Origin of the sequence: Bradyrhizobium sp. RDM12 (assembly GCF_051917485.1) — a bacterium.
In the GTDB taxonomy this organism is placed as follows: Bacteria; Pseudomonadota; Alphaproteobacteria; order Rhizobiales; family Xanthobacteraceae; genus Bradyrhizobium.
This window is the reverse complement of sequence record NZ_CM133064.1, coordinates 1,559,906-1,583,512: the sequence shown is the minus strand read 5'-3', so window position 1 is coordinate 1,583,512 and position 23,607 is coordinate 1,559,906. Positions and strand designations below refer to the sequence as shown.

The 23,607-nt window shown below is 64.4% G+C and carries 20 protein-coding genes and 3 pseudogenes; 13 read left to right on the top strand and 10 right to left on the bottom strand.

The window, feature by feature from the left end; translation table 11 throughout:
• Window positions 1-12: 12 nt before the first annotated feature.
• Together ubiG and ACTGJ9_RS07505 are read right to left on the bottom strand one after the other, a co-directional pair.
• The gene (gene ubiG, locus ACTGJ9_RS07510; protein WP_456676549.1) at window positions 13-786 is read right to left on the bottom strand and encodes a bifunctional 2-polyprenyl-6-hydroxyphenol methylase/3-demethylubiquinol 3-O-methyltransferase UbiG; all 774 of its coding nucleotides are present in this window, start codon (window positions 784-786) and stop codon (window positions 13-15) included.
• A gap of 15 nt (window positions 787-801) precedes the next feature.
• Complete coding sequence (locus ACTGJ9_RS07505) at window positions 802-1,269, bottom strand: PH domain-containing protein (protein ID WP_456676548.1); 468 nt, start codon at window positions 1,267-1,269, stop codon at window positions 802-804.
• Between the two features lie 170 nt (window positions 1,270-1,439).
• Here ACTGJ9_RS07505 and ACTGJ9_RS07500 point away from each other — a divergent pair.
• The 3 genes and pseudogenes from ACTGJ9_RS07500 (at window position 1,440) to prfA (ending at window position 6,374) form a co-directional block, all read left to right on the top strand.
• A pseudogene (locus ACTGJ9_RS07500) lies at window positions 1,440-2,695 on the top strand (aspartate kinase).
• A gap of 268 nt (window positions 2,696-2,963) precedes the next feature.
• On the top strand, window positions 2,964-5,231 hold the full coding sequence (gene ptsP / locus ACTGJ9_RS07495; protein ID WP_456676547.1) for a phosphoenolpyruvate--protein phosphotransferase: 2,268 nt from the start codon (window positions 2,964-2,966) through the stop codon (window positions 5,229-5,231).
• 57 nt (window positions 5,232-5,288) lie between these two features.
• Window positions 5,289-6,374, top strand: a complete 1,086-nt coding sequence (prfA, locus tag ACTGJ9_RS07490) for a peptide chain release factor 1 (protein WP_456676546.1) — start codon at window positions 5,289-5,291, stop codon at window positions 6,372-6,374.
• A 15-nt stretch (window positions 6,375-6,389) separates the two neighbouring features.
• Here prfA and ACTGJ9_RS07485 read toward each other — a convergent pair whose 3' ends face one another.
• Window positions 6,390-6,869 carry a MarR family winged helix-turn-helix transcriptional regulator gene (locus tag ACTGJ9_RS07485; RefSeq protein WP_456676545.1) on the bottom strand — a complete coding sequence of 160 codons (480 nt, stop codon included), beginning with the start codon at window positions 6,867-6,869 and terminating at the stop codon, window positions 6,390-6,392.
• Between the two features lie 108 nt (window positions 6,870-6,977).
• Entirely contained in the window at window positions 6,978-7,592 is a 615-nt protein-coding gene (locus tag ACTGJ9_RS07480) for a hypothetical protein (RefSeq protein WP_456676544.1), read from the bottom strand.
• 252 nt (window positions 7,593-7,844) lie between these two features.
• Between ACTGJ9_RS07480 and ACTGJ9_RS07475 the strand changes: the two genes are divergently transcribed.
• The 4 genes from ACTGJ9_RS07475 to ACTGJ9_RS07460 all read left to right on the top strand — a co-directional run bounded on the left by ACTGJ9_RS07475 (window position 7,845) and on the right by ACTGJ9_RS07460 (window position 12,701).
• Window positions 7,845-9,179 carry a substrate-binding protein gene (locus ACTGJ9_RS07475; RefSeq protein WP_456676543.1) on the top strand — a complete coding sequence of 445 codons (1,335 nt, stop codon included), beginning with the start codon at window positions 7,845-7,847 and terminating at the stop codon, window positions 9,177-9,179.
• Window positions 9,180-9,277: 98 nt separating this feature from the next.
• Complete coding sequence (locus ACTGJ9_RS07470; RefSeq protein WP_456676542.1) at window positions 9,278-10,153, top strand: branched-chain amino acid ABC transporter permease; 876 nt, start codon at window positions 9,278-9,280, stop codon at window positions 10,151-10,153.
• An 11-nt stretch (window positions 10,154-10,164) separates the two neighbouring features.
• On the top strand, window positions 10,165-12,006 hold the full coding sequence (locus ACTGJ9_RS07465) for a branched-chain amino acid ABC transporter ATP-binding protein/permease (RefSeq protein WP_456676541.1): 1,842 nt from the start codon (window positions 10,165-10,167) through the stop codon (window positions 12,004-12,006).
• Entirely contained in the window at window positions 12,003-12,701 is a 699-nt protein-coding gene (locus ACTGJ9_RS07460; RefSeq protein WP_354086386.1) for an ABC transporter ATP-binding protein, read from the top strand. The genes ACTGJ9_RS07465 and ACTGJ9_RS07460 overlap by 4 nt, the downstream gene beginning before the upstream one ends.
• A gap of 13 nt (window positions 12,702-12,714) precedes the next feature.
• Here the strand turns inward: ACTGJ9_RS07460 and ACTGJ9_RS07455 are convergent, their stop codons facing one another.
• Window positions 12,715-13,140, bottom strand: coding sequence for an HIT family protein (locus tag ACTGJ9_RS07455; RefSeq protein ID WP_456676540.1), 426 nt, complete (start codon window positions 13,138-13,140; stop codon window positions 12,715-12,717).
• A 91-nt stretch (window positions 13,141-13,231) separates the two neighbouring features.
• On the opposite strand from ACTGJ9_RS07455, the gene prmC reads away from it, so the two are divergent.
• A complete protein-coding gene (gene prmC / locus ACTGJ9_RS07450) occupies window positions 13,232-14,128 on the top strand; it encodes a peptide chain release factor N(5)-glutamine methyltransferase (protein WP_456678466.1) in 897 nt (298 codons plus the stop codon).
• A gap of 463 nt (window positions 14,129-14,591) precedes the next feature.
• Window positions 14,592-15,379: pseudogene (locus ACTGJ9_RS07445) on the top strand (DUF4167 domain-containing protein).
• Between the two features lie 63 nt (window positions 15,380-15,442).
• Here ACTGJ9_RS07445 and ACTGJ9_RS07440 read toward each other — a convergent pair.
• Window positions 15,443-16,183, bottom strand: coding sequence for a class I SAM-dependent methyltransferase (locus ACTGJ9_RS07440; RefSeq protein ID WP_456676539.1), 741 nt, complete (start codon window positions 16,181-16,183; stop codon window positions 15,443-15,445).
• Between the two features lie 108 nt (window positions 16,184-16,291).
• On the opposite strand from ACTGJ9_RS07440, the gene gloB reads away from it, so the two are divergent.
• Entirely contained in the window at window positions 16,292-17,059 is a 768-nt protein-coding gene (gloB, locus tag ACTGJ9_RS07435; RefSeq protein WP_456676538.1) for a hydroxyacylglutathione hydrolase, read from the top strand.
• 38 nt (window positions 17,060-17,097) lie between these two features.
• A complete protein-coding gene (locus ACTGJ9_RS07430) occupies window positions 17,098-17,520 on the top strand; it encodes a cupin domain-containing protein (protein WP_456676537.1) in 423 nt (140 codons plus the stop codon).
• 13 nt (window positions 17,521-17,533) lie between these two features.
• Here the strand turns inward: ACTGJ9_RS07430 and yddG are convergent, their stop codons facing one another.
• From yddG to ACTGJ9_RS07415, 3 genes are all read right to left on the bottom strand, one after another.
• Window positions 17,534-18,403, bottom strand: a complete 870-nt coding sequence (yddG, locus tag ACTGJ9_RS07425) for an aromatic amino acid exporter YddG (RefSeq protein WP_456676536.1) — start codon at window positions 18,401-18,403, stop codon at window positions 17,534-17,536.
• A gap of 100 nt (window positions 18,404-18,503) precedes the next feature.
• Window positions 18,504-19,229, bottom strand: a complete 726-nt coding sequence (phbB, locus tag ACTGJ9_RS07420) for an acetoacetyl-CoA reductase (RefSeq protein ID WP_456676535.1) — start codon at window positions 19,227-19,229, stop codon at window positions 18,504-18,506.
• 231 nt (window positions 19,230-19,460) lie between these two features.
• Window positions 19,461-20,639 carry an acetyl-CoA C-acetyltransferase gene (locus ACTGJ9_RS07415; RefSeq protein WP_456676534.1) on the bottom strand — a complete coding sequence of 393 codons (1,179 nt, stop codon included), beginning with the start codon at window positions 20,637-20,639 and terminating at the stop codon, window positions 19,461-19,463.
• A gap of 305 nt (window positions 20,640-20,944) precedes the next feature.
• Here ACTGJ9_RS07415 and phaR point away from each other — a divergent pair, with 305 nt between their 5' ends.
• On the top strand, window positions 20,945-21,541 hold the full coding sequence (gene phaR / locus ACTGJ9_RS07410) for a polyhydroxyalkanoate synthesis repressor PhaR (RefSeq protein ID WP_456676533.1): 597 nt from the start codon (window positions 20,945-20,947) through the stop codon (window positions 21,539-21,541).
• A 95-nt stretch (window positions 21,542-21,636) separates the two neighbouring features.
• Here the strand turns inward: phaR and ACTGJ9_RS07405 are convergent, their stop codons facing one another.
• Complete coding sequence (locus tag ACTGJ9_RS07405; RefSeq protein ID WP_456676532.1) at window positions 21,637-22,524, bottom strand: branched-chain amino acid aminotransferase; 888 nt, start codon at window positions 22,522-22,524, stop codon at window positions 21,637-21,639.
• A gap of 147 nt (window positions 22,525-22,671) precedes the next feature.
• On the opposite strand from ACTGJ9_RS07405, the pseudogene ACTGJ9_RS07400 reads away from it, so the two are divergent.
• A pseudogene (locus ACTGJ9_RS07400) lies at window positions 22,672-23,606 on the top strand (alpha/beta hydrolase).
• The last annotated feature ends 1 nt before the right edge of the window (window position 23,607 follow it).

Genomic DNA, 23,607 nt, shown 5'->3' with positions numbered 1-23,607 from the left:
AGCCGTGTGGCCTCACACCATCCCTTCCGCCACGACCATGTAGTTCACGTCCATATCCGACGAGAGCGTCCATTTGTCGGCGAAGGGTGAGTAGACGACGCCGGTCTGCTCGGTGATGACGAGGCGATTGTCGAGGAGATGCTTGGTCAGCTCGTCGGGGGTGACGAACTTGTTCCACTCGTGGGTGCCGCGCGGCAGCCAGCGCAGGACGTATTCGGCGCCGACGATGGCGAGCGCAAAGCTCTTCCAATTGCGGTTGAGGGTAGACACGACCATCAGGCCGTTGGGCTTCAGCATCGCGGCGCAGCGTTTCAGGAAGAGGCCGACGTCCACGACGTGCTCGACCACCTCCATCGCCAGCACGATGTCGAAACGCTCGCGCGGGTCGATCTCCTCCACCGTGGTACAGCGATAGTCGATCGACAGATGGCTCCTGTCGGCATGCAGCTTCGCCGCGGCGATGTTGCTGGCCGAGGGATCGACGCCGATGACCTGTGCGCCCAGCCGCGACAGCGGCTCGCACAGCAGGCCGGCGCCGCAGCCGATGTCGATCACGCGCAGGCCGCCGAGACAGTTGAGACTGCGCACATTGCGCTCGAACTTGCGGCAAGCGGCGTCGCGAATATAGCCGAGCCGCAGCGGATTGATCCGGTGCAGTGGCGCCATCTTGCCCTTGGGGTCCCACCATTCGGCCGAGAGCTTTGAGAATTTCGCGATCTCGGCGGCGTCGACAGTCGAACCCGGCGCGGGGCTTGCGGTTGCGGAAGTATCTTGCTGCATGCTCATGGGTCAGGCGCGGTCCTACCGCGTGGTGATCGAACTACGGAAGGCCAGTGGTGAGGCGATGGTTGCGATAGTCTCGCGACCTTCACCGACGCCGTTGATGGTCACATCGCCGTAGTTGAGAATACGTCCAAGGATCGACTGGTTGACGTCGACACTCTCGACCTTGTCCAGCGCCATTTCAAAGGTGCGGCGCTTGATGAATCCGGTCTTGTGCACAACCCTGAGATTGGTGACGTCGGTCTCGGTGGTGAAGCGATGGAACCAGCCCTTCAGGGTCCAGAACAGCGCGGCCAGCGCCACCAGGCCGGAGCCCCACAGGCACAGCACCATCACGCTGTAGATGTCGATCTGACGGGAGGCCACGAACAGCGCCAGGGCCACGATCCAGGCCAGGATGGCCGGAAAATAGAAAATCCAGTGCGCATTCGTCGAATACAGCACCTTCTCGCCGGGCTGAAGAATCTCGTCGATATAACGCGCCATGATCTCGGTTAACCCATTACCCCAAAGGCCTGCCCCCAAGCCTTAGCCTGCCGCCGCAGGAACCCGCTTGCCCCCGGCCCCGCCGCTATGTATACGCGCGGTCGGTGTCCGCTAGGCCCGTCCAGCGCGGGCCACCATACTGATCCTTATGAAGGAATGCACGCGCCGTCATGAGCCGCCTCGTGATGAAATTCGGCGGCACGTCGGTCGCCAATATCGAACGTATCCGCAACGTCGCACGCCATGTGAAGCGTGAGGTCGACGCCGGCCATGAAGTGGCCGTGGTGGTCTCGGCGATGTCGGGCAAGACCAACGAGCTGGTGGCCTGGTGCACCGAGGCCTCGCCGATGCACGACGCGCGCGAATACGACGCCGTCGTTGCCTCTGGCGAACAGGTGACCTCGGGCCTGCTGGCGATCGTGCTCCAGGGCATGGGTATCCAGGCCCGCTCCTGGCAGGGCTGGCAGATTCCGATCAAGACCAGCGACGCCCACGCCTCGGCCCGAATCGAGGACATCGACGGCAGCGAGATCATCACCCGTTTCAGGGATCACAAGGAGGTCGCGGTGATCGCCGGCTTCCAGGGCATCGATCCCAGGACCAACCGCATCACCACGCTCGGCCGCGGCGGCTCCGACACCTCGGCTGTGGCGATTGCCGCCGCCGTCAAGGCCGACCGCTGCGACATCTACACCGACGTCGACGGCGTCTACACCACCGACCCGCGAATCGTGCCAAAGGCCAAGAGGCTCGACAAGATCGCGTTCGAAGACATGCTGGAACTGGCGTCCCAGGGCGCGAAAGTGCTCCAGGTACGCTCTGTGGAACTCGGCATGGTCCACAACATGCCGATCTTCGTCCGCTCGAGCTTCGACAAGCCCGAGGATATCGACCCGCATGCCAACCAGCCGCCCGGCACGCTGATCTGCAGCGAGGAGGAGATCATGGAAAGCCACGTCGTCACCGGTATCGCCTTTTCGAAGGACGAGGCCCAGATCTCGGTGCGCCAGATCGAGGACAAGCCCGGCGTGGCGGCGTCGATCTTCGGCCCGCTCGCGGATGCCAATATCAACGTCGACATGATCGTTCAGAACGTGTCCGAGGACGGCAAGACCACCGACCTCACCTTCACAGTGCCGGCCGCCGACTACACCCGGGCCAAGGACACGATCACCGCCGCCAAGGCCACGATCGGCTATAAAGGCTGGATACCGCCACCGACGTCGCCAAGATCTCGGTGATCGGCAGCGGCATGCGCAGCCATGCCGGCGTCGCCGCCCAGGCGTTTTCGGCCCTCGCCGGACGGAATATCAACATCCGGGCCATTACAACCTCCGAGATCAAATTCTCGGTTTTGATCGACACCGCCTATACCGAGCTTGCGGTGCGCACCCTGCACACGCTCTACGGCCTCGACCAAGCTTAGACTAATTTTCTCTTAGCGGTTGCAGCAAACGCGAAGGTGTACACACCTACGCGTTTGGCAGGCGTTTTGCTTGGCAAAACAAGCCTCAATTGGCTATACGGCGATCAGGGTGGGCTGCCGCAGACTGTATCCCAGTTCAGGCTGCTGATTCGGTGCAAGCGGTGGTTTGCGCCTGCGCCGGACGGACAATTAGATTGTTTTTCTGGAATTTTGGGCCAGCCGCCGGCCAATATCGCCGGGTCGGGCAGACGAAGGAGATTGACGGTTCATGCGGAGCGCGTCGGGAGGTCCCCGCGTCTTGTTGAGACGGCTCCGCGAAACCATGGCGGAGCAGGTCTCGGCCCAGGAGCGGCTGGACAAGATCGTGGTGCTGATCGCCGCCAACATGGTGGCCGAGGTCTGCTCAGTCTATGTACTGCGCATCGACAACACCCTCGAACTCTACGCCACTGAAGGCCTCAACCGCGAGGCCGTGCATCATACCGTCTTGAGTGCCCATGAGGGTCTGGTCGGCCTCGTCGCCAGCGAGGCGACGCCGCTCAACCTGAACGACGCCCAAAGCCATCCGGCCTTCTCGTTCCGCCCCGAAACCGGCGAAGAGATCTACCACTCGTTTCTCGGCGTGCCGATCCTGCGCGCCGGCAATACGCTCGGCGTGCTGGTGGTGCAGAACCGCGCCAAGCGCACCTATGTCGAGGAAGAGCTCGAGGCGCTGCAGACCACCGCCATGGTGCTGGCGGAGCTGATCGCGTCGGGCGAATTGTCCGCGCTCGCCCAGCCCGGCGCCGAGCCGGCCGCGCGCCATTCGACGCAAAAGGCCGGCGCGATCCTCTCGGAAGGCATTGCGCTCGGTCATGTCGTGCTGCACGAGCCGCGCGTCGTCATCAAGGACTACATCGCCGAGGATCTACCGAAGGAAATCAAGCGGCTCGATACCGCGCTCGCCAAGCTGCGCTCCGATCTCGACCGGATGCTTGAGCGCGGCGACGTCGCCGAGGGCGGCGAGCATCGCGACGTGCTCGAAGCCTACCGCATGTTCGCCAACGACCAGGGCTGGTCGCACAAGCTGCACGAGGCGGTCGCCACCGGCCTTACGGCGGAAGCCGCGGTCGAACGCGTCCAGTCCGACACCCGCGCCCGCATGCTGCGCGTGACCGATCCTTATCTGCGCGACCGGCTACACGATCTCGAGGATCTCGGCTATCGCCTGATGCGGCAGCTGGTCGGCCAGGACCATGCGCCCTCGCGTGAGCAGATGCCCGACAATGCCATCGTCATCGCGCGCGCGATGGGACCGGCGGCGCTGCTCGATTACGACCGCAAGCGCCTGCGCGGCATCGTGCTGGAGGAAGGCACCGCCAACTCCCACGTCTCGATCGTGGCGCGCGCGCTCGGCATTCCCGCGGTTGGCGAGGTGCCGAACGCGCCCGGCATCGCCGATCCCGGCGACGCCATCATCGTCGACGGCACCTCGGGCGCGATCTATGTGCGGCCCTCGCAGGAAGTCGAGGCCGCCTATGCCGAGCGGGTGCGCTTCCGCGCCCGTCGCCAGGCGCAATATCTGGCGCTGCGCGACCGGCCCTGCGTCACCAGGGACGGCCAGAACGTCGAGCTGATGATCAATGCGGGTCTCGCCATCGACCTGCCGCATATCGAGGACACCGGCAGCGCGGGCATCGGGCTGTTCCGCACCGAGCTGCAATTCATGGTCGGCCAGAGCCTGCCGCGCACCAGCGATCAGCTCGCGCTCTATCGCACCGTACTGGATGCCGCGGGCCAGAAGCCCGTCACCTTCCGCACCCTCGATATCGGCGGCGACAAGGCGCTGCCTTACATGGAGACCGTGATCGAGGAGAATCCCGCGCTCGGGTGGCGCGCGATCCGGCTCGGGCTCGACCGTCCCGGCCTGTTGCGTGGCCAGATCCGCGCGCTCTTGCGCGCCGGCGGCGGCCGCGCCCTGCGCATCATGTTCCCGATGATCTCGGAGGTCGCCGAGTTCGATTCGGCGAAAGCGCTGGTCGAGCGCGAGCTGACTTATCTGCGCCAGCACGGCCACACGCTGCCGGAACGCATCGACATCGGCACAATGGTCGAGGTGCCGGCGCTGCTCTACCAGCTCGACGAGCTCTTGAAGAAGGTCGACTTCATCTCGGTGGGCTCGAACGATCTGTTCCAGTTCCTGTTCGCGGTCGACCGCGGCAATCCCAAGGTCTCCGAGCGCTTCGACACCATGTCGACGCCGATCCTGCGCGCGCTACGCGACATCGCGCAAAAATCTCTCGCCGCGAAGAAGTCACTGTCGCTCTGCGGCGAGATGGCGTCGAAGCCGATCGGCGCGCTGGCGCTGATCGCGATGGGCTACCGTTCGCTGTCGCTGTCAGCGACCGCGCTCGGTCCGGTCAAGGCGATGGTGATCGATCTCGACGCCAAGAAAGCCGAAACGATGCTTGGGCCGCTGCTGGATGCACCGACCGGCAGCGTCTCGATCCGGCAGAAGCTGACGGAATTTGCCGAGGCCGAAGGCTTGGCGTTGTAGCGGGCCTGCCGCTCGTTTCGCCGCCTCGCCTGCCCTCCGCCCTTTGAGACCAAACCGATGTCGTCACTCCCCGAAGCCAAACTTGACGTCCTGCTTGCGCATCACGCCTCGCTCGAGGCCGAATCGCTGGGACAGCTCTCTTCCGAGCGCTACGTGCAAGTCACGCGCGAGCTCGCCGAGATCACCCCGTTGATCGAGGCGGTGAAGACCTATCGGTCAGCCGTCAAGGAACTTGCCGACACCGAGGCGCTGATCGCCGATCCTGCGACCGATGCCGAGATGCGCAGCATGGCCGAGGCCGAGCGCGAGGAGCTGACGCCGAAGATCGAGGATCTGGTCCAGAAGATCCGCATCGCGCTGCTGCCCAAGGACGCCATGGACGACCGTAACGTCGTGCTGGAAATCCGCGCCGGCACCGGTGGCGACGAGGCCTCGCTGTTCGCCGGCGATCTGTTCCGGATGTACGAGCGGTTTGCCGCCTTGCAGGGCTGGAAAGTCGAGGTGATCTCGGCGAGCGAAGGCACCGTCGGCGGCTACAAGGAAATCATCGCGGAGGTGCAGGGCCGCGGCGCGTTCTCCAAGCTGAAATTCGAGTCCGGCGTGCACCGCGTGCAGCGCGTGCCCGACACCGAGACGCAGGGGCGCATTCACACATCCGCTGCAACCGTTGCCGTGCTGCCCGAGGTCGAGGATGTCGACGTCGAGATCAAGAACGATGATCTGCGCATCGAGACCATGCGCGCGCAAGGCGCGGGCGGCCAGCACGTCAACAAGACCGAATCGGCAATCCGCATCACCCACATCCCGACCGGCATCGTGGTGATGATGCAGGACAGCCGCTCGCAGCACAAGAACCGCGCCTCCGCCATGAACATCCTGCGCTCGCGCATCTACGACGCCGAGCGGCAGCGCGTCGACGCGGCGCGCTCGGCCGAGCGCAAGGAGAAGGTCGGCTCCGGCGACCGCAGCGAGCGCATCCGCACTTATAATTTCCCGCAAGGGCGCGTCACCGACCACCGCATCAACCTGACGCTCTATAAGCTGCCGCAGGTGATCGCGGGCGAAGCGCTCGGCGAACTGACCGATGCGCTGACCACCGAGCACCAGGCCGCACAGCTCGCCGCACAAGGCGCGGCAGCGTGAGAGGCGGCGCGGTGCTCAGACCTCGCTGGACTCTCCGAACGATTTCAACAGACGGCTCAGCGCCGGGCTCGCAGCCCGGCGGAGCTCCTCGAGATTCTTCCGCGAGAGCGCCTGGAGCTTCTGCTCGCCCTTCTTCGTCAGCTTAAGATGGACGCGCCTGGCGTCCGCCGGATCGGCACCGCGGCTGACCAGCCCGAGCTTGGCCAATCGATCGATCAGCTCGACAGCGGAATGATGCCGGATCAGCAGGAATCGCGCGATATCACCGACGGTCGCGGGACCGGGGCGGACAAAACCCTTGATGCCGAGCAGCGCCTGGTGCTGCGTCGACGTCAAACCCTGTTCGGCCGCCGCCGTCTCGCTGAATGCCAGAAAGCTCCGGATCTGGTAGCGAAACTGCGCCAGTGCTGCGTAATCGGAATCACGCATCGCGCTGCCCGTGCGCCTGGCCGACGTTACCACCTTGGACCGCTGCGCCTTCTTCGCCTGAACCATGCCACCTCGACCACGCCGCCCGGCGTCGCGGGAGACATAGCCTAAAGTAGCAAGCTGCCGTAGCCGGACCAACCGGCCGGTATCATGGATGCACAGCTATCCGTCCGCCTATTCGAAGCTGGACAGCAGGATCTTCACCAGGATGACCTGAAGCGCGATCGGAATGCGGACGCTCTTCCGCCGGATCGATCGCTGCAGCGCACCGGCGATCTCCGCACTGGTCAGGGCGCCGGCCGACGCATTGGCGATCAGCTCCGCCCACATCTGCGACAGCGAGCCGCCGGGCGGCAGCACCGGCTTGATGGTCACGCCACAGCCCTGCGCCCAATCGACGATCTCCCGCATCGTATGCGGACCGCAATTGCGCGCGGTCGCGAGGCGCTCGGCCGTCAACGCGCGCAGCAGCTCGCGTGAAGGCGACCAGTCGCCCTTCGGCGGCTGCTCGCCGGTGAGCTCGACCGCGAGCTCCTTCAGGACGTTCTGGGCCCGCACGCTCAGTCTCTTCATGGGCGCCGGCGCGCGCTTGGCCCGGACGGAACCGATGGCCGGTCGCCGCTCACCGGGCGGCCGGTTGCGGGGCTCGGGTGTGCGGGAGGCCTCGCCGGACTGCGGCGTTACGCGCTGGTCGTTGCCCTCCGCGGGCCACGCCGCCTCAGGCCGCTCCGCCTCCTGCGGCCAGGATCGTCGCTTCCGGGCACCTGCCACTGTCGTCTGCCGCGCCATCTCTCTCGCCGAACCCGCCAGCCTCGTACTCACAAAGACTAATATATATCGTGGTCCGATATGTTTTCACGACATAATTTTCGTCGTTCGACCAAAGACGGAATTGACAGAAGGCGTTCACAAGCAATGCTTATGGCCAAGAGCTACACGCGGATGTGACGTGCCCGGCGCGGGCAGGCCCATGGGGCCGGCTTGCCGCCGGACAAGTCGTGTTGTGCCTGCAAACAAGAACGATGTCCGGAGGAAACGACCATGACTGACGATCTCATCCGCCGCGGCCTTTCGCGCCGTGGCCTGCTCCAGACCACAGCGGGCCTGATCGGCGGCTCGGTGCTGCCGGCGATGCCGGCCTTTGCCGAGGACAAGCCGGCGATCGGCACCTATCCGGCAGGCGTGTCGGGTTCCACCGCCTTCATCGGAATCTCGGTGCCGCGCACCGGCACCTACGCGGTGCAGGGCGAGGACGAGCTCAAGGGCTATCAGCTCGCGATCGAGCACATCAATGAAGGCCACGAGCTGATCAAGAAGATCTCACCCAAGACCAGCAAGGGCGTGCTCGGCAAGGAGCTGAAGTTCGGCGTCGCGGACTCCGCGGCCAAGCCGAACGAAGCGGTGCAGGCGCAGCAGCGCTTCATCAGCGAGAACAAGGCGATCATGATCACCGGCGGCACATCGAGCGCCGTTGCGGTCGCGCTCAACAAGCTCGCACAGCGCGAGCATGTGATCTTCGTGTGCGGCATTTCCGGCTCGAACGACACGACCGGCAAGGATTGCGTTCGCTACGGCTTTCGCCAGAATTTCTTCGGCCAGACCGCGGCTGCCGCGATCGGACCGGTGATGGTGAAAGAGTTCGGTAAGGGCAAGAAAGCCGCCTATCTCACCCCTGACTACACCTACGGCCACACCGTCACTAAGTCGATGCAGGACTTCCTGGCGAGCGCCGGCTGGACCACCGCGACCAACCAGGTCGCGCCGCTCGGCGCGCCCGATTATTCCTCGTATCTGCTCAATGTCGCGAACTCCGGCGCCGACGTCCTGATCAACGTCAACTGGGGCCATGACGCGGTGCTCTCGACCCAGCAGGCCAAGCAGTTCGGCGTGCTCGACAAGATGAAGCTGGTCGTCCCCTACCAGGTGCCGTTCATCGCGCGCGAGACCGGCGGCCTGATGCAAGGCGTCTACGCCGCGACCGATTATTGGTGGACGATCGAAGACAAGTTCCCGCTCGCCAAGATGTTCAACGAGACCTTCGAGAAGAAGTACGGCTACAAGCCGGAATGGGGCGCCGAGAACGCCTATGTCAGCTTCGCTCACTGGGCCCGCATGTGCGAGGAAGCCGGCAGCTTCAATCCGCCCGACGTGATCAAGGCCTATGAGAAGGGCGAGACGATCCCCTCCCTCGTCGGCGACGTGCATTACCGCCCCGAGGATCACCAGTGCGTTCGCCCGGTGATCATCGTCAAGGGCAAGCAGCAGAAGGACATGAAGAACAAGGAAGACTGGTACGACGTCGTCGAGATCGTTCCGGGTGAGGGCCTGATGCAGAAGCCGGACGCATTCGGCTGCCATCTCGGCGACTACACCTGATCCCGAGCTAACCCCTGTGACGCCGTAGGGCCGCCTCTGGACCTGCGGCGTCACCTTTTTTGACGCAAGCCTTCGCGCGTCACAACAGCGATCGTCGCATGATTAGTTGGCCCAATCTCGTTTCGCAGCTTTTCAACGGGCTCGCGCTCGGCGCCCTGCTCGCGCTGATCAGCTCCGGCCTGACCATCATTTACGGCACGCTCGGCGTGCTCAACCTCGCGCATGGCGCGATGTTCATGATCGGCGGCTATGCCGGTTTCGTCACCTACCAGTACACGCAATCGTTCATCCTCGCCGTCATCGCGGGCTCGCTGTTCGTGATGCTGCTCGGCATCGTGATGGAACGCGTCATCATCCGCCATTTCTATCATCGGCCGCACGAAGATCAGCTGCTGGTGACCTTCGGGCTCGGCATCTGCTTCGTCGAACTCGTGCGCCTGATCTTTTCGAGCCAGTCGCAGCTGGTGCCGCCGCCCGCGCTGTTCCAGGGCATCACCAATCTCGGCTTCATGTTCTATCCGACCTACCGGCTCGCCGTGGTCGGCATCGTCGCGGTCGCGCTCGGCGCGCTGTTCATCATCCTCTACCGCACCCGGCTCGGCATGATCGTGCGCGCCGGCATCGAGGATTCGGTAATGGTCGATTCGCTCGGGATCAACGTCTACCGCGTCTTCATGATCGTGTTCGGCATCGGCGCAATGGCCGCCGGCTTTGCCGGCATCGTCAACGCGCCGGTGGTGTCGCTGACACCGGGTATCGGCGACGACATCCTGGTCCAGACCTTCGTGGTGGTGGTGATCGGCGGCGTCGGCTCGTTCCCCGGTGCGATCCTCGGCGGCCTGATCGCCGGCGAGATCATCAGTATCACCTCCATGTTCAATCCCGGCTACGCCTATGTGATGCTGTTTGCGGCGATGACGCTCGTGCTCGTGGTGCGACCGCATGGCCTGCTCGGCGTTCAGGGCCGCGAATAAGTGATCCGCTGATGCTCAAGCAACGCCCGTTCCTGATCGAGACACTGACGGCCATCGGCCTGATCGTGGCTCCCTTCGTGCTGCCTCATCTCGGCTTTGCGCCGAACACGGTGAACCGGATCCTGGTGTGGGGCCTGTTCGGCCTCGGCTTTGATATCCTGTTCGGCTTCACCGGGCTGCTGTCGTTCGGACAGTCCGCCTTCTACGGCACCGGCGGCTTCGTCGCCGCTTACCTCCTGACCCGGGCCGGCTTCAGCAACGTCCTGGGCGCGCTGGTCATCGGCATGATCGCGGCGGCGGCGACCGGCTATCTGATCGGCCTGATTGCGCTGCGCCGCACCGGCATCTACTTCGCGATGATCACGGTGGCGATCGCGGAAGTGTTCTTCTTCGTCGAGTTCAATCCGCTCTCCGATTTCACCGGCGGCGAGAACGGCCTGCCGGGCGTGCCGACCCCGAGTTTCAATCTCGGCTTCACCACCATCCACTTCACCAATGGCTGGTCGCTCTATCAGTTCATCGCGCTGTGCTATTTCATCGGCGTCATCATCGCACTCAGGATCGTGCGCTCACCGGTCGGCGCGATTCTGAGCGCGATCCGGGACAATCCACTGCGCGCCACTGCCGTCGGCCACAACATCCATGGTTACAAGCTGACCGCCTTCGTGATCGCCGCCGCTTACGCGGGCTTCGCCGGCGGCCTGCTCGGCGTGCTCCAGGCCTTCATGCCGCCGGACGCCTTCACCTTCGACACCTCCGGCCAACTCGTGATGCAGACCGCCATTGGCGGAAGGGGGACGCTGTTCGGCCCGCTGGTCGGCGCGACCGTGTGGCTGTTCCTGCAGGATTTCCTCCAGTCCGCGCTCGGTTTGGGAGCGGCCTGGAAGCTCGTGCTCGGCGTCGTGTTCGTGCTGCTGGTCTGCTTCCTGCGCGGCGGCATCGTCGGCGGCCTCGTCGATCTCTACGGCCTCATGTTCGGCAAGCGGAAGCGGACGGAAGCGGAGCCGGACGCCGCGGACGCCGATGTCACGCAGCCACCCGCTCCGGCACCGATGCAGGCCAGGGAGGTCGAGCATCCCGCCTATTCCGGACCGATCCTGAAAGCCACCGGTCTCACCAAGCGCTACGGCGGCCTCGTTGCCAACAGCGATATCGATTTTAGCGTCAATCACGGCGAGTTGCGCGGCATCATCGGCCCCAACGGCGCCGGCAAATCCACCTTCTTCAAGATGCTGACCTGCGAGGTCCCGCCGACCTCGGGCCAGATTGTGTTCGCAGGCCGCGACATCACCGGCCTGAAGGTCACTGAAGTCTGCCAGCTCGGGCTGACCAAGAGCTATCAGGTCAACCAGCTGTTCACGGGCCTGACTGTGCGGCAGAACCTGACGATCGCAGCTCTCGCCGAGCTGCGCGGAAAATTCCGGCTCGATCTGTTTCGCACACTCACCGGCGTCAAAGGCTTGACGGAGCAGGTGGAGCACACGCTTGCTTTGGTGAACCTGACCCGCCGCGCCGACACGCCCGTGTCCGAGCTCGCCTATGGCGAGAAACGCAGGCTGGAGATCGGGCTCGCGCTCGCGACATCGCCGCGCCTGCTGCTGCTCGACGAGCCGCTGGCCGGCATGAGCCCGCGTGAGCGGGTCGAGACCGTCAAGCTGCTCAAATCGATCGCGCGCGGCCGCACCATGATCATCATCGACCACGACATGGATTCGCTGTTCGAGCTGGTCGAGCGCGTGACCGTGCTGCAGGAGGGTCGCGTGCTGGTCTCCGGCACGCCTGAGGAAATCAAGACCAACGCCGCGGTGCAGGAAGCCTATCTCGGCGGCGTGCACGGAGAGATCGCCGCATGAGCCTGATCGAGGTCAACGGCCTGAACAGCTATTACGGGGATTCCCACATCCTGTTCGACGTCGCCATGCATGTCGAACGTCACGAGGTGGTGGCGCTGCTTGGCCGCAACGGTGCCGGCAAGAGCACCACGCTGAAAAGCCTGATGGGCGTCGTGACGCCGCGCAGCGGCAGCGTGAAGTTCGACGGCACCGATATCGCGGGCCGCAGGAGCCACAAGATCGCGCAGGCGGGCATGCAGCTCGTGCACGAGGAACGTCGCATCTTCGGCAGCCTGTCGGTAGAGGAGAACATCGTCCTCGCCGGCATCACCGCCCCGAAACGCTGGCCGCTCGGTCGCATCTACGAGATGTTCCCGCGACTGAAGGAGCGGCGCAGCAATCGCGGCACCGAGCTTTCCGGCGGCGAGCAACAGATGCTCGCGATTGCGCGGGCGCTGGTGCGCGATCCCAAGATCGTGCTGCTGGACGAGCCGTTCGAAGGATTGGCGCCCGTCATCGTCCACGATCTCGTCAAGGCCTGTCGCGAGCTTGCGGCCGCCGGCCAGACCATCGTGCTGGTCGAGCAGAATCTGGCAGCAACGCTGGCACTGGCGACGCGGATCTACATCATCAACAACGGCCACATCGTCCACGAGGGGCCGGCGCAGGAGCTCAAGGCCCAGCCAGAGCTGCTGCAGCGCTATCTCGGCGTCTAGTCAGGCGCCAGGATCAACTGCCAAGTGCCGCGATCATCCGCTTGGCATGATCGGCGAGCACCGCCATCTCCTCCTTGCGCGTCTGCGCCGGCAGCAGCTCGACGCCAGCCCTGACCGGCATGACATGCATGTGCAGGTGAAAGATCACCTGCCCGCTGGCCGGCTCGCTGAACTGCTGCAGGATGATCCCTTCCGCGTCGAACGCCTGCATCGCCGCAATCGCGATCCGCTTGGCGGTTCGGGCGACCGCGGCGAGATCGTCATCCGCAATGTCGAGAATACCGCGCGCGGGCGCCCTCGGAATTACCAGCGTATGCCCGGGCGAGCGCGGCATGATGTCCAGAAAGGCGAAGCTGCGGTCATCCCTGAACACCTCGAAACAGGGAATCTCGCCGCGCAGGATCTTTGCGAAGACGTTCTGGTCGTCATAGGCCGTCATGGATGCCCTCCTCGGCTGCGCGCTGCGATCAAACGCGCTGCTTTCCGTTGACGCAAGCAATGCCGCCGATCTATCCACGATGCCAGGCAGGATGGTTCCCTTGGCGACAGGTTTCGATTCCGGACACAGCATCGAGAGTGCGCGGCGCGCGCTCGCGGCGCGGCTGCAAGCGGCCGGCATCGAAGAGCCGTCTCTCGATGCCCGTCTGCTCGTCGGCGCCGCGGTGGGGCTCGATCTGACCGGCCTGATCACGCAGGCGGCACGGCAGCTCACACCCGAGGAGGCTGCACGGCTCCAAGCATATGCGCAGCGAAGGCTCGGACACGAGCCGGTCGCCCGCATTCTGGGCACGCGCGAGTTCTGGGGCCTGCCGTTCCGCCTCTCCGAGGCGACGCTGGTGCCGCGGCCGGACACCGAGACGGTGGTGGAGCTGGCGCTCGAGATCATTCGCGAACGCACGACCCCGGGACAAGGCCTGCGCATCGGTGATATCGGCACCGGATCAGGCGCGATCCTGCTGGCGCTGCTGCACGAGATTCCGGATGCTTTCGGCGTCGGCACCGACCTCAGCCTCACCGCGCTCGGCACGGCAAAGGGCAATGCGGCCGTCCTCGGCCTTGCCGATCGCGCAGCGTTCGTCGCCTGCTCCTATGCATCGGCGCTTCACGGCCCGTTCGATCTGATCGTGTCGAACCCGCCCTATATTCCTGCCGGAGAAATTCCGAAACTCAGCATCGAGGTGCGCGAGCATGATCCGCATCTGGCGCTCGACGGCGGCAATGACGGCTACGACGCCTACCGCGCGTTGATTCCGCAGGCGGCCGAACGGCTCGTGCCCGGCGGCAGCCTGATCGTCGAGGCCGGACAGGGCCAGGCGGGCGACATCCAGACCTTGATGGCGGCAGCCGCGTTGTCGACCGACAGGCCGCCCAGGGTCGACCTGGCAGGCATTCCGAGGGCGGTCCCGGCCCGAAAAATGCCCAGATAAAAGCCGGATTGGGCTCTAAAAAACCTCTTGGAATATCCCGTGGGAACGACTACCTTCCGGTCAGCACATCGGTGTCGGCCCCGTAGACCTACGGGCGAAAGCCGGGCTCTCAGGCGAGAGCTTCACCGATCTAAGGTTCCAAGCCGCAGGTCCTGTTAAGCGCGATGGCCCATTGAGGTACGCTGCTTTCCGACCGCAACGTGAACGAAAGCCTGATATTGCGCTTGAAGACTTACGCAACAAAGCAGGGCTTGTTTCGGCAAGCGATATGAATGGGTTCGCTGGCAATGAATGCTGGCAAGTGGGGAACGCGTCTTTGTTGAACGCGACGGTCGACGAACATCGGCAGGGTTCAATCCGCTCTTTCGCGCGGTGCGCGCGAGGCATGTGAACCGCTGTCATCAGGTCACTCCTAGCAATCAGTAATGCGTGCAACCTCTAGGGCTGGAATTAAAGGCAGGACATGAGAAACGGTCAGAACAAGCAGCGGATGCGCAACCGCAACAATAATAATAACAACAACAATAACCGGCGCGGCCAGAACCCGATGACCCGGGTCTACGAATCGAACGGCCCCGACATCAAGATCCGCGGCACCGCCTCCCACATCGCCGAGAAATATCTTCAGCTGGCGCGTGACGCGCGTTCCTCCGGCGATCCGGTCGCGGCCGAAAACTACTACCAGCACGCCGAGCATTATTTCCGGCTGATCGCAGCGGCGCAGGAACAGTTCCGCCAGAACCAGCAGCCGCGCGGCGACGAGCCCATCAGCAACAGCAGCGACGACGGCGAGGACGACGGCGAGAATTTCTCGAATTTCGGCCAGGAGCCGGGCTTCGTTCCGCAGCCTCCGCAGCAGCAATCACCCTATCAGCGTGACGGCCAGCGCGATCACAATCGCGACTATCAGCAGCGCGACAATAACCAGCAGCCCTATGTTCGCGACCAGCAGCGCCGCGCGAGCACCGCGAGCGCGACCACCGTCCGCAGCCGCAATATCAGCAGAACCAGCCGCAACCGCCGAACCAGCCGCAGCCTCTCATCGCCGACGCGGGCAATGTCGACCGCCTGCCGTCCTTCATCACCGGCGCGCAGCCGCAGACGAGCGGCACTCCGGGCAGCTTCGAAGGTGGCAATGGCGGCGCTGGCGAGCGTTTCCCGCGGCGGCGCCGCCGGCCGCATAACGGCCCGCGCCCCGAGCGCGAGGCGGCTCCTGCCGCTTCCGGCGACGATCTCGCCCCCAGCGAGTAAGCCGCGCCAGATCTTCCGATCTTCATGGACTGTATCGTCCCGGCTTCGCCGGGACGATTGTTTTCAGGTCCGCGTCACTGTCGAGGACGGCACCAGCACCGGCTTCAAAGAGGGAATCAGCCGTGCCCGTTCGCGCTTGGCGGGGATCGCGCGATAGACCTGCTTGGTCGCTTCGACGATGTGGACGCCGGCAAACGGCAGGGACAGCGCAGCACCGGCACGCTCCCACATCTGCGCCGATTTCAGCACCCAGCGGCCTGCATAAGGCGGCATGAACAAGGCCTCGCCCCAGCCGGTCGGCGTGAACCAGGTCTGGCGCAACAGGTCCGTGATCTGCGAGCGCGAATAGGGACGGCCATGGCCGAACGGCGTATTGTCGCTGCGCGTCCACACGCCGCGCCTGTTCGGGATTACCGCCATGACCCGGCCGGACGGCGACAGCACCCGCCAGACCTCCCGCAGCAGCGCGGCCGGGTCGTCCGACATCTCGAGCGCGTGGACCAGCAGGATGCGGTCGACCGCGGCGTCGGGAAGCGGCAGCGAGAACTCATCGATCAGCGCAGCCAGCGCGGGCCTTCCCGTGGGCCATTTCAACACGCCCTGGGCCGCCGGCATGAAGGCGATGCAGCGTTCCGCGTCCTCGCGGAACAGCCCCAGATAGGGCGTCGGATAGCCGATGCCGAGCACGCGCTGACCGTCGGCGTTCGGCCAGCGCTCCCGGATGCCGCGATTGATCATCTGCCGTGCCACGATGCCGAGGCGCCGGGAATAGAATTCGCGAAGGTCGACGACGTCGATGGTCATGACGGCAATGTAACATGCACCAGGCGGCGGCTGCGCGCGGAATATTGCATTGCCTGCGCAACGCTAACGCCATATTTGTCTGACGGGGCTGAGCGCGATGGAGATAACATGGCCGCCGAAATTCGTACTTTCAACTGTTTAAACGACAATTTCGGTTATCTGATCCACGATGTGGAAACCAAGGCGACGGCGTCGATCGACGCGCCGGAGGCCGGTCCGATCCTGGCGGCGCTCGAGCGCGAGGGCTGGCAGCTCACCGATATCCTGATCACCCATCATCACGGCGATCATGTCGGGGGCGTCGCCGAACTCAAGCAGAAATACAATTGCCGCGTCGTCGCGCCGCATGACAAGACGACGAAGATTGCAGATGTCGACCTGCGCGTCGCCAATGCCGACGTGGTCAAGATCGGCACCCTGCTGGCACGCGTGCTGGAGACGCCCGGCCACACGCTCGACCACATCTCATACGTGTTCGACACCGAGAAGACGCTGTTCGCCGCCGATACGTTGTTCTCGATCGGCTGCGGCCGCGTGTTCGAGGGTACTTACCCGATGATGTGGGACTCGCTGTTGAAGCTGCGCGCCTTGCCCGACGACTTCAAGCTGTATTGCGGCCACGAATACACGGCGTCCAACATCAAGTTCGCGCTGACCGTGGATCCCGACAATGCGGCCCTCCAGGCGCGCGCGGCGGAAGTAACGAGGCTGCGGGCGGAGAACAAACCGACCATTCCCTCACTGCTTGGTGATGAGAAGCGAGCAAACGTGTTCCTGCGCGCTGATGAACCGTCGGTCGCAGCCAGGCTACACATGAAGGGCGCGGATGCCGCCGCGGTGTTCGGCGAGCTGCGCGAGCGCAAGAACAAGTCCTGAAGACCAAAGTCCTCAAGACCATGTCCTGACGGGGATCGATGCCGACTGCAGCCGAGATCATCGCGCGCCTTGAGCTCCGCCCGCACCCCGAGGGCGGACATTATCGCGAGACCTTTCGCGACCAGACCACCGACGCCAATGGCCGCTCGCGCTCGACCCTCATCTATTTCCTGCTCGCGCGCGGCGAGCGCTCGCACTGGCATCGCATCGATGCGGTCGAGACCTGGCATTATTATGCCGGCAGCGCTTTGACGCTGCGCATCGCACATGAGGGCTGCTCGCAGCATGAGGTGCGGCTCGGCGCCGATCTCGTGAGCGGCGAGCGACCGCAGGCCATCGTGCCGGTGGCTGCGTGGCAGATGGCGGAGACCACCGGCGAGTGGACGCTGGTCGGCTGCACCGTGGCGCCCGCCTTCGAATTCGCAAAATTCGAGCTCGCGCCGCAGGGCTGGGAGCCGTAGGGCGGGCGAGCACTTATCGCTTCCGCAGCACCATGTCCTTTGCAGCGATCAGGCCGCCGCCGGCGATCAGGATTGCGGCAATTGCGATATTGGCGCTGGCTTTGGCAAAACCGGCGGCGATGAGAAAGCCGGTCGACAAGAGCGGCGTCGCGTAGGAGGCGGCGCCGAGCACGCGGATGTCGCCGCGCTTCATGCCGATGTCCCACGCATAGAAGGCAGCGCCGACGGGACCGACGCCGAGTGCGATCAGGGCGAGCCACTGCAACATCGTCTCGGGCCACACCGTGAATTCGAACAGACCATGCATCAGCGCGGCGAGCACTGACGTGGCGAGGCAGAAACCCGCGACCGCATCGGTCGGCACCGTCTTCAACCGCCGCGACAGCACCGAATAGGTCGCCCAGACGAAGGCGGCGACAAAGGCCGCGACCAATCCCGGCACCGCGCCCGGCGCGAAGCCGGAGATATTGCCGGCAAACAGCAGCACGGTGCCGACAAGGCCGAGCACGGCGCCAATGATGTGGTGCATGGCGAGCCGCTCGCCCGGCAGGAACGACGAGAACAGCACGATCAGCAGCGGCCACATGTAATTCAGAAGGCCGGCTTCGGCGGGCGGCGCGAACCGCAGCGCGAGGAAATACAGCGCGTGATAGCCGAACAGGCCGCCAACGCCGACGAGCCACACGACGGGCGGCTGACGCAGGCTCTTCGCGGCGTCGCGGCGGCCGACCCAGGTGAGCAGGCCGACGAGACCTCCGATCGCAAAGGTCATCGCAGCGAGCTGGAACGCCGGAATTCTTCCGGTCGCCACCGTCATCACAGACAACAACGACCACATCAGGATCGCGGTCAGTCCGATCAGCGTGGCGGTGCGCGCGGTCATGAATCAAAGGCTCTGAGGACGATGATGCCCGGCACGAGGCCGGGCATGGTCGTCTTCACTATCGCCTTGTCGCGCCTGAAGCTACAGGCTTGGTGCCATATCAGGCGTGATACTGGCCGCCATTGATGGTCAGGGTCGAGCCGGTGATGAAGCCGGCCTCGTCGGCCGCCAGGAACACGACCGCGCGCGCGATCTCTTCGGGCTCGCCGAGCCGGTTGACCGGGATCTGCGGGATCACGTTCTTCTCCAACACATCCTTCGGCACGGCCTGCACCATCTCGGTGTTGATGTAGCCAGGCGCAATGGCGTTGACGGTGATGCCGCCCTTGGCGTTCTCGATTGCGAGCGCCTTGGTGAAACCGATGTCACCGGCCTTGGCTGCCGAATAGTTGACCTGGCCGAACTGGCCCTTCTGGCCGTTGATCGACGAAATCGAGATGACGCGGCCGAATTTGCGCGCGCGCATGCCCTCGATCACCTGACGGGTCATGTTGAACAGCGAACCGAGGTTGGTGTTAATGACGGCGTTCCACTGCTCGAGCGTCATCTTGTGGAAAGCAGTGTCGCGAGTGATGCCGGCATTGTTGACGAGCACATCGACCGGACCGAGCTCGGCCTCGACCTTCTTCACGCCTTCGGCGCAGGCATCGAAATTGCTGACGTCCCATTTGTAGACGGCGATGCCGGTCTCAGCCTTGAACTTCTCCGCTGCTGCATCATTGCCGGCGTAGCTCGCCGCGACCTTGTAGCCGGCGGCCTTCAGCGCCTTGCTGATTGCAGCTCCGATGCCCCGCGTACCACCCGTCACCAATGCAACTCGTACCATGTCGTATTCCTTCCCTTGGACTCTTCGGACGTTTCTAAGTGATCGTTTTTAACGGTCGGATTATGCGGCTGGTTTGACGGACATCAAGAACAAAACGCCCGGCGTTGAGCCGGGCGTTTGTATTTAGTCGAGGCTTGCGCGGTTGCGAAGAATATTTGATTTGCAACCGCTGCCTTTTTAATCGCGTGCAACGCACTCACTGACGCGTGCAGCGCACGCGTCAGCTATGTGTCAGTCGCGCGCCAGACACATCGCGATACCCATGCCGCCGCCGATGCACAGCGTGGCGAGGCCCTTCTTCGAATCACGCTTCTGCATTTCGTGCAGCAGCGTCACCAGCACGCGCGCACCGGAGGCGCCGACCGGATGGCCGATCGCGATCGCGCCGCCGTTGACGTTGACCTTGGACGTGTCCCAGCCGAGATCCTTGTTGACGGCGCAAGCCTGCGCCGCGAAGGCCTCGTTGGCCTCGATCAGATCGAGATCGCCAACGCTCCAGCCGGCCTTCTTCAGCGCGGCGCGCGAGGCCGGGATCGGACCCGAGCCCATGATCTTCGGATCGACGCCGGCCTGCGCCCACGACACGATGCGCGCGAGCGGCTTCTTGCCTTCCTTGGCGGCCTGCTTGGCCGTCATCAGCACCACGGCGGCAGCGCCGTCATTGATGCCCGAGGCCGAGCCAGCGGTGACCGTGCCGTCCTTCTCGAAGGCGGGACGAAGCTTCGCCATCGCGTCGAGCGTGGCACCATGGCGCGGATATTCGTCGGCGCTGACGACGACATCGCCCTTGCGGCCCTTGATGGTGACGGGGACGATTTCGTCGTTGAACTTGCCGGCCTTCTGCGCGGCCTCCGCCTTCTGCTGCGAGGCGACCGCGAACTCGTCCTGCTGGGTGCGGGTGATCTGCCACTGCCGCGCGACATTCTCGGCGGTGTTGCCCATGTGATAGCCGTTGAAGGCATCCCACAGGCCGTCCTTGATCATGGTGTCGACGAACTCGACCGCGCCCATCTTGACGCCGCCGCGCAGGTACTGCGCGTGCGGGGCCATGCTCATGGATTCCTGACCGCCGGCGACCACGATTTCCGAATCACCGTTGAGCAGCGCCTGATAGCCGAGCGCAACCGTGCGCAGGCCCGAGCCGCAAAGCTGGTTCACGCCCCAAGCCGGGCTCTCGACCGGAATGCCAGCGGCGATCGAGGCCTGGCGAGCGGGGTTCTGGCCCTGAGCCGCGGTCAGGATCTGGCCCATGATGACTTCGGAGACCCGGCCGGGCTCGATGCCGCCGCGCTCCAGCGCGGCCTTGATGGCGATCGCGCCGAGGTCATGGGCGGGAAGGGTCGCGAAGGCTCCGTTGAAGCTGCCGACCGGGGTGCGGGCGGCGCTGACGATGACGACATCGTCTGACATGGGCATCTCCTGAGGTTGAATGGGGGCAGACGGGGCTGGGAAACGGCTCGCCAGTCTCGAACGGCATCCTGTTAACGTCGTTGCGGCATGTCAATTGGCTGGCGACCGAATTTATGCCGCAGCGCATTCAAAATAGCGTTCTTGGCGATTTCGCAAGCAGGTTTTTGCTGTGCAATTAACCGTGCCGCACAAAACGGTAGCGTGGACCCTTTGAAAATGCTTATTTTGTTGCGTTGCGTACTCTTCCCGCCCTGCGGCATTGACCCTGCAGGTTCCCGTTCTCAGCGTCTTTGAAGTGAGAGCCCATGGCGAAATCAGACCAACCCACCACCATCAAGAAATACGCGAACCGCCGGCTCTACAACACCGGAACGAGCACTTACGTGACGCTGGAAGACCTTGCCGCCATGGTCAAGGAAGGCGAAGATTTCCTGGTCTACGACGCCAAGACCGGCGACGACATCACCCGCTCCGTGCTCGCCCAGATCATCTTCGAGCAGGAGAACAAGGCCGGCCAGAACCTGCTGCCAACCACCTTCCTGCGCCAGTTGATCCGCTTCTACGGCGACAGCATGCAGATGGTGGTGCCGAAATATCTGGAGCAGTCCATCGCGACGCTGACCCAGGAGCAGGAGAAGTTCCGCAAGCAGATCGCCAATTCGCTGTCGGGCACTCCGTTTGCGCCCCTGGAAGAACAGGTTCGCCGCAACATGGAGTTGTTCCAGCAGACCTTCTCGATGTTCAAGCCGTTTGTCCCCACGCCGGGCCGCCCCGCGGGCACAGCGGAGCCAGAACCCGAGGCAAGCGCCGAGCCGGTCAAGGACACCAACATCGACGACCTGCGCCAGCAGATGAAGGAGATGCAGGAACGCCTCGAAAAGATGTCGAAGAAGGACGAGTAAGTCTTTCCCGTAAGGCGCGCCAGCAATCCAGAATCCCTCCGCAGAGGCAGCCTGGATTGCTTCGCTGCGCTCGCAGTGACGGGAAACTGAGGCGCCTACGCCGCCAGCTTCACGGCGTGCGCAAAATCCCAATAGAGCTTGCGCGCTTTGCTGTAGATCGGGCCCGGCTTCAATTCGCGCGCATCGATGCGAATCACGGGCGCGACCTTGGCGAAATTGCCCGTGGAGAAGATCTCGTCGGCGCCAAGGAAATCGGCATAGCGCAGCGTCTTCTCGACCACGGTGACGCCGTCGCCGCGAAGCAGGCTGATCACGCGCTGGCGCGTGATGCCGTTGAGGAAGGTGCCGTTCGGCACCGGCGTGAACACGACGCCGTCTTTCGCCATGAACACGTTGGAATTGCCGAACTCCGCGACATTGCCGAGCATGTCGAGCATCAGCGCGTTCTGGAAGCCGCGCGAGGCGGCCTCCGCCAGCGCCCGCGAATTGTTCGGATAGAGACAAGCGGCTTTCGCGTCGACCGGCGCGCACTCGGCGGTGGGCCTGCGGAACGGCGACAACGTGATCGCGTTGCCGACCGGTTTCGGCATCGGCGCCTCGTAGATGCACAGGCACCAATTGGTGGTTTCGGGATCGAACAGCACGCCGCCTCCTGCGCCGTTCTGCGCCCAGTACATCGGACGAACATAGAGCTCGGCATTCGGCGCAAAGCGCGCGATGCCTTCGTTTGCGAGCGCGAGCCAGGTGCCGGCATCGACCACCGGCTTCAAGCCAAAATTGATCGCGGACTGATTGGCGCGGGCGACGTGGCGGTCGAGATCCGGCGCCACGCCCTCGAATGCGCGCGCACCGTCGAACACGACCGAGCCGAGCCAGGCCGCATGCGTGCGCGGCCCCATGATCGGCACGTTGCCGTCATGCCATTTGCCTTCGAAGAAGGTCCAACTCGGCGAATATTCGATCGGCTTGCTGATCTCGGCCATGACCGGCCCCCTCGAAAAATATCCGGGCACTATTGTCCCAATTTCTAAACGATTTGCTGCGGGGAAGCACCAACTCTCCCCTACCAGGAGGTAAGATAACAGCGCGGCCAAACCGGCTATAATGTCGGGCACGTCCCGGAGTTTCCCATGCCGCTCGATCCGCTCGCAAAGCGCTTGTTGACCATGATGGCTGCGGCTGCGCCGCAGGCGCGGAACCGGCCAAGCGTCGAGGCGCGGCGGCAATCGCTGGCGAAGCTGATGCAGTTCGCGCGCACCGAGGCGCAGGACGTGACGACCTCCGACGGCGAGTTGCCCGGCCCTGGCGGAGAGCTGCCCTATCGGCTCTATGCGCCGGCGTCCGCCGGCGAGCGCGCGCCGGGCTTCGTGTTCTTTCATGGCGGCGGGCTCGTCGCAGGCAGCATTGCGACGCATGACCGTGTCGCGGCGGCACTGGCGCATGCGACCGGCTGCCGGCTCGTTTCGGTCGACTACCGCCTCGCGCCCGAGCACAAATTTCCTGCTGCCGTCGACGACGCGATCGCGGCCACCGAATGGGTGGCGCGCGAAGCTTCATCGCTCGGCATCGATGCCGAGCGGCTGGTGGTCGGCGGCGATTCCGCTGGTGCGACGCTGGCTGCGATCGTATGCCAGGGGCGGCGCGGAGCGCCGGCCTCTCCATCGTCGCGCAATGCCTGATCTGCCCGGTGCTGGATTTCGAGGAGACCTCGCCCTCGCGCGAGGCCTTCGCCGAGGGCCATCTGATCGACCGCACCACCATCGATGCCGATCTCGCCGATTACCTGCCCGAGGGCCTGGATACCGCCGATCCCCGCATCTCCCCGCTGCGCGCGACGCGTCTCTCAGGCCTGCCGACCGCAATCATCCACACCGCCGAGTTCGACCCGATGCGCGACGAGGGCAATGCCTATGCGCGCAAGCTGCTCGCCGCGGGCGTCGCGGTCGAGCACGTTTGCCATGACGGCATGGTCCACAACTTCCACGCCATGGGCGCGATCCTGCCGCAGGCGCAGCTCGTGCTGTCGCAGATCGGCGAGCAGGTCAGGCGCGCGGTGGAGAAATAGG

Coding starts and splice junctions, on each gene's coding strand:
- ubiG (WP_456676549.1), bottom strand. CDS start 786: ATGAGCATGCAGCAAGATACTTCCGCAACCGCAAGCCCCGCGCCGGGT.
- ACTGJ9_RS07505 (WP_456676548.1), bottom strand. CDS start 1,269: ATGGCGCGTTATATCGACGAGATTCTTCAGCCCGGCGAGAAGGTGCTG.
- ptsP (WP_456676547.1), top strand. CDS start 2,964: ATGCGGAGCGCGTCGGGAGGTCCCCGCGTCTTGTTGAGACGGCTCCGC.
- prfA (WP_456676546.1), top strand. CDS start 5,289: ATGTCGTCACTCCCCGAAGCCAAACTTGACGTCCTGCTTGCGCATCAC.
- ACTGJ9_RS07485 (WP_456676545.1), bottom strand. CDS start 6,869: ATGGTTCAGGCGAAGAAGGCGCAGCGGTCCAAGGTGGTAACGTCGGCC.
- ACTGJ9_RS07480 (WP_456676544.1), bottom strand. CDS start 7,592: ATGGCGCGGCAGACGACAGTGGCAGGTGCCCGGAAGCGACGATCCTGG.
- ACTGJ9_RS07475 (WP_456676543.1), top strand. CDS start 7,845: ATGACTGACGATCTCATCCGCCGCGGCCTTTCGCGCCGTGGCCTGCTC.
- ACTGJ9_RS07470 (WP_456676542.1), top strand. CDS start 9,278: ATGATTAGTTGGCCCAATCTCGTTTCGCAGCTTTTCAACGGGCTCGCG.
- ACTGJ9_RS07465 (WP_456676541.1), top strand. CDS start 10,165: ATGCTCAAGCAACGCCCGTTCCTGATCGAGACACTGACGGCCATCGGC.
- ACTGJ9_RS07460 (WP_354086386.1), top strand. CDS start 12,003: ATGAGCCTGATCGAGGTCAACGGCCTGAACAGCTATTACGGGGATTCC.
- ACTGJ9_RS07455 (WP_456676540.1), bottom strand. CDS start 13,140: ATGACGGCCTATGACGACCAGAACGTCTTCGCAAAGATCCTGCGCGGC.
- prmC (WP_456678466.1), top strand. CDS start 13,232: ATGGTTCCCTTGGCGACAGGTTTCGATTCCGGACACAGCATCGAGAGT.
- ACTGJ9_RS07440 (WP_456676539.1), bottom strand. CDS start 16,183: ATGACCATCGACGTCGTCGACCTTCGCGAATTCTATTCCCGGCGCCTC.
- gloB (WP_456676538.1), top strand. CDS start 16,292: ATGGCCGCCGAAATTCGTACTTTCAACTGTTTAAACGACAATTTCGGT.
- ACTGJ9_RS07430 (WP_456676537.1), top strand. CDS start 17,098: ATGCCGACTGCAGCCGAGATCATCGCGCGCCTTGAGCTCCGCCCGCAC.
- yddG (WP_456676536.1), bottom strand. CDS start 18,403: ATGACCGCGCGCACCGCCACGCTGATCGGACTGACCGCGATCCTGATG.
- phbB (WP_456676535.1), bottom strand. CDS start 19,229: ATGGTACGAGTTGCATTGGTGACGGGTGGTACGCGGGGCATCGGAGCT.
- ACTGJ9_RS07415 (WP_456676534.1), bottom strand. CDS start 20,639: ATGTCAGACGATGTCGTCATCGTCAGCGCCGCCCGCACCCCGGTCGGC.
- phaR (WP_456676533.1), top strand. CDS start 20,945: ATGGCGAAATCAGACCAACCCACCACCATCAAGAAATACGCGAACCGC.
- ACTGJ9_RS07405 (WP_456676532.1), bottom strand. CDS start 22,524: ATGGCCGAGATCAGCAAGCCGATCGAATATTCGCCGAGTTGGACCTTC.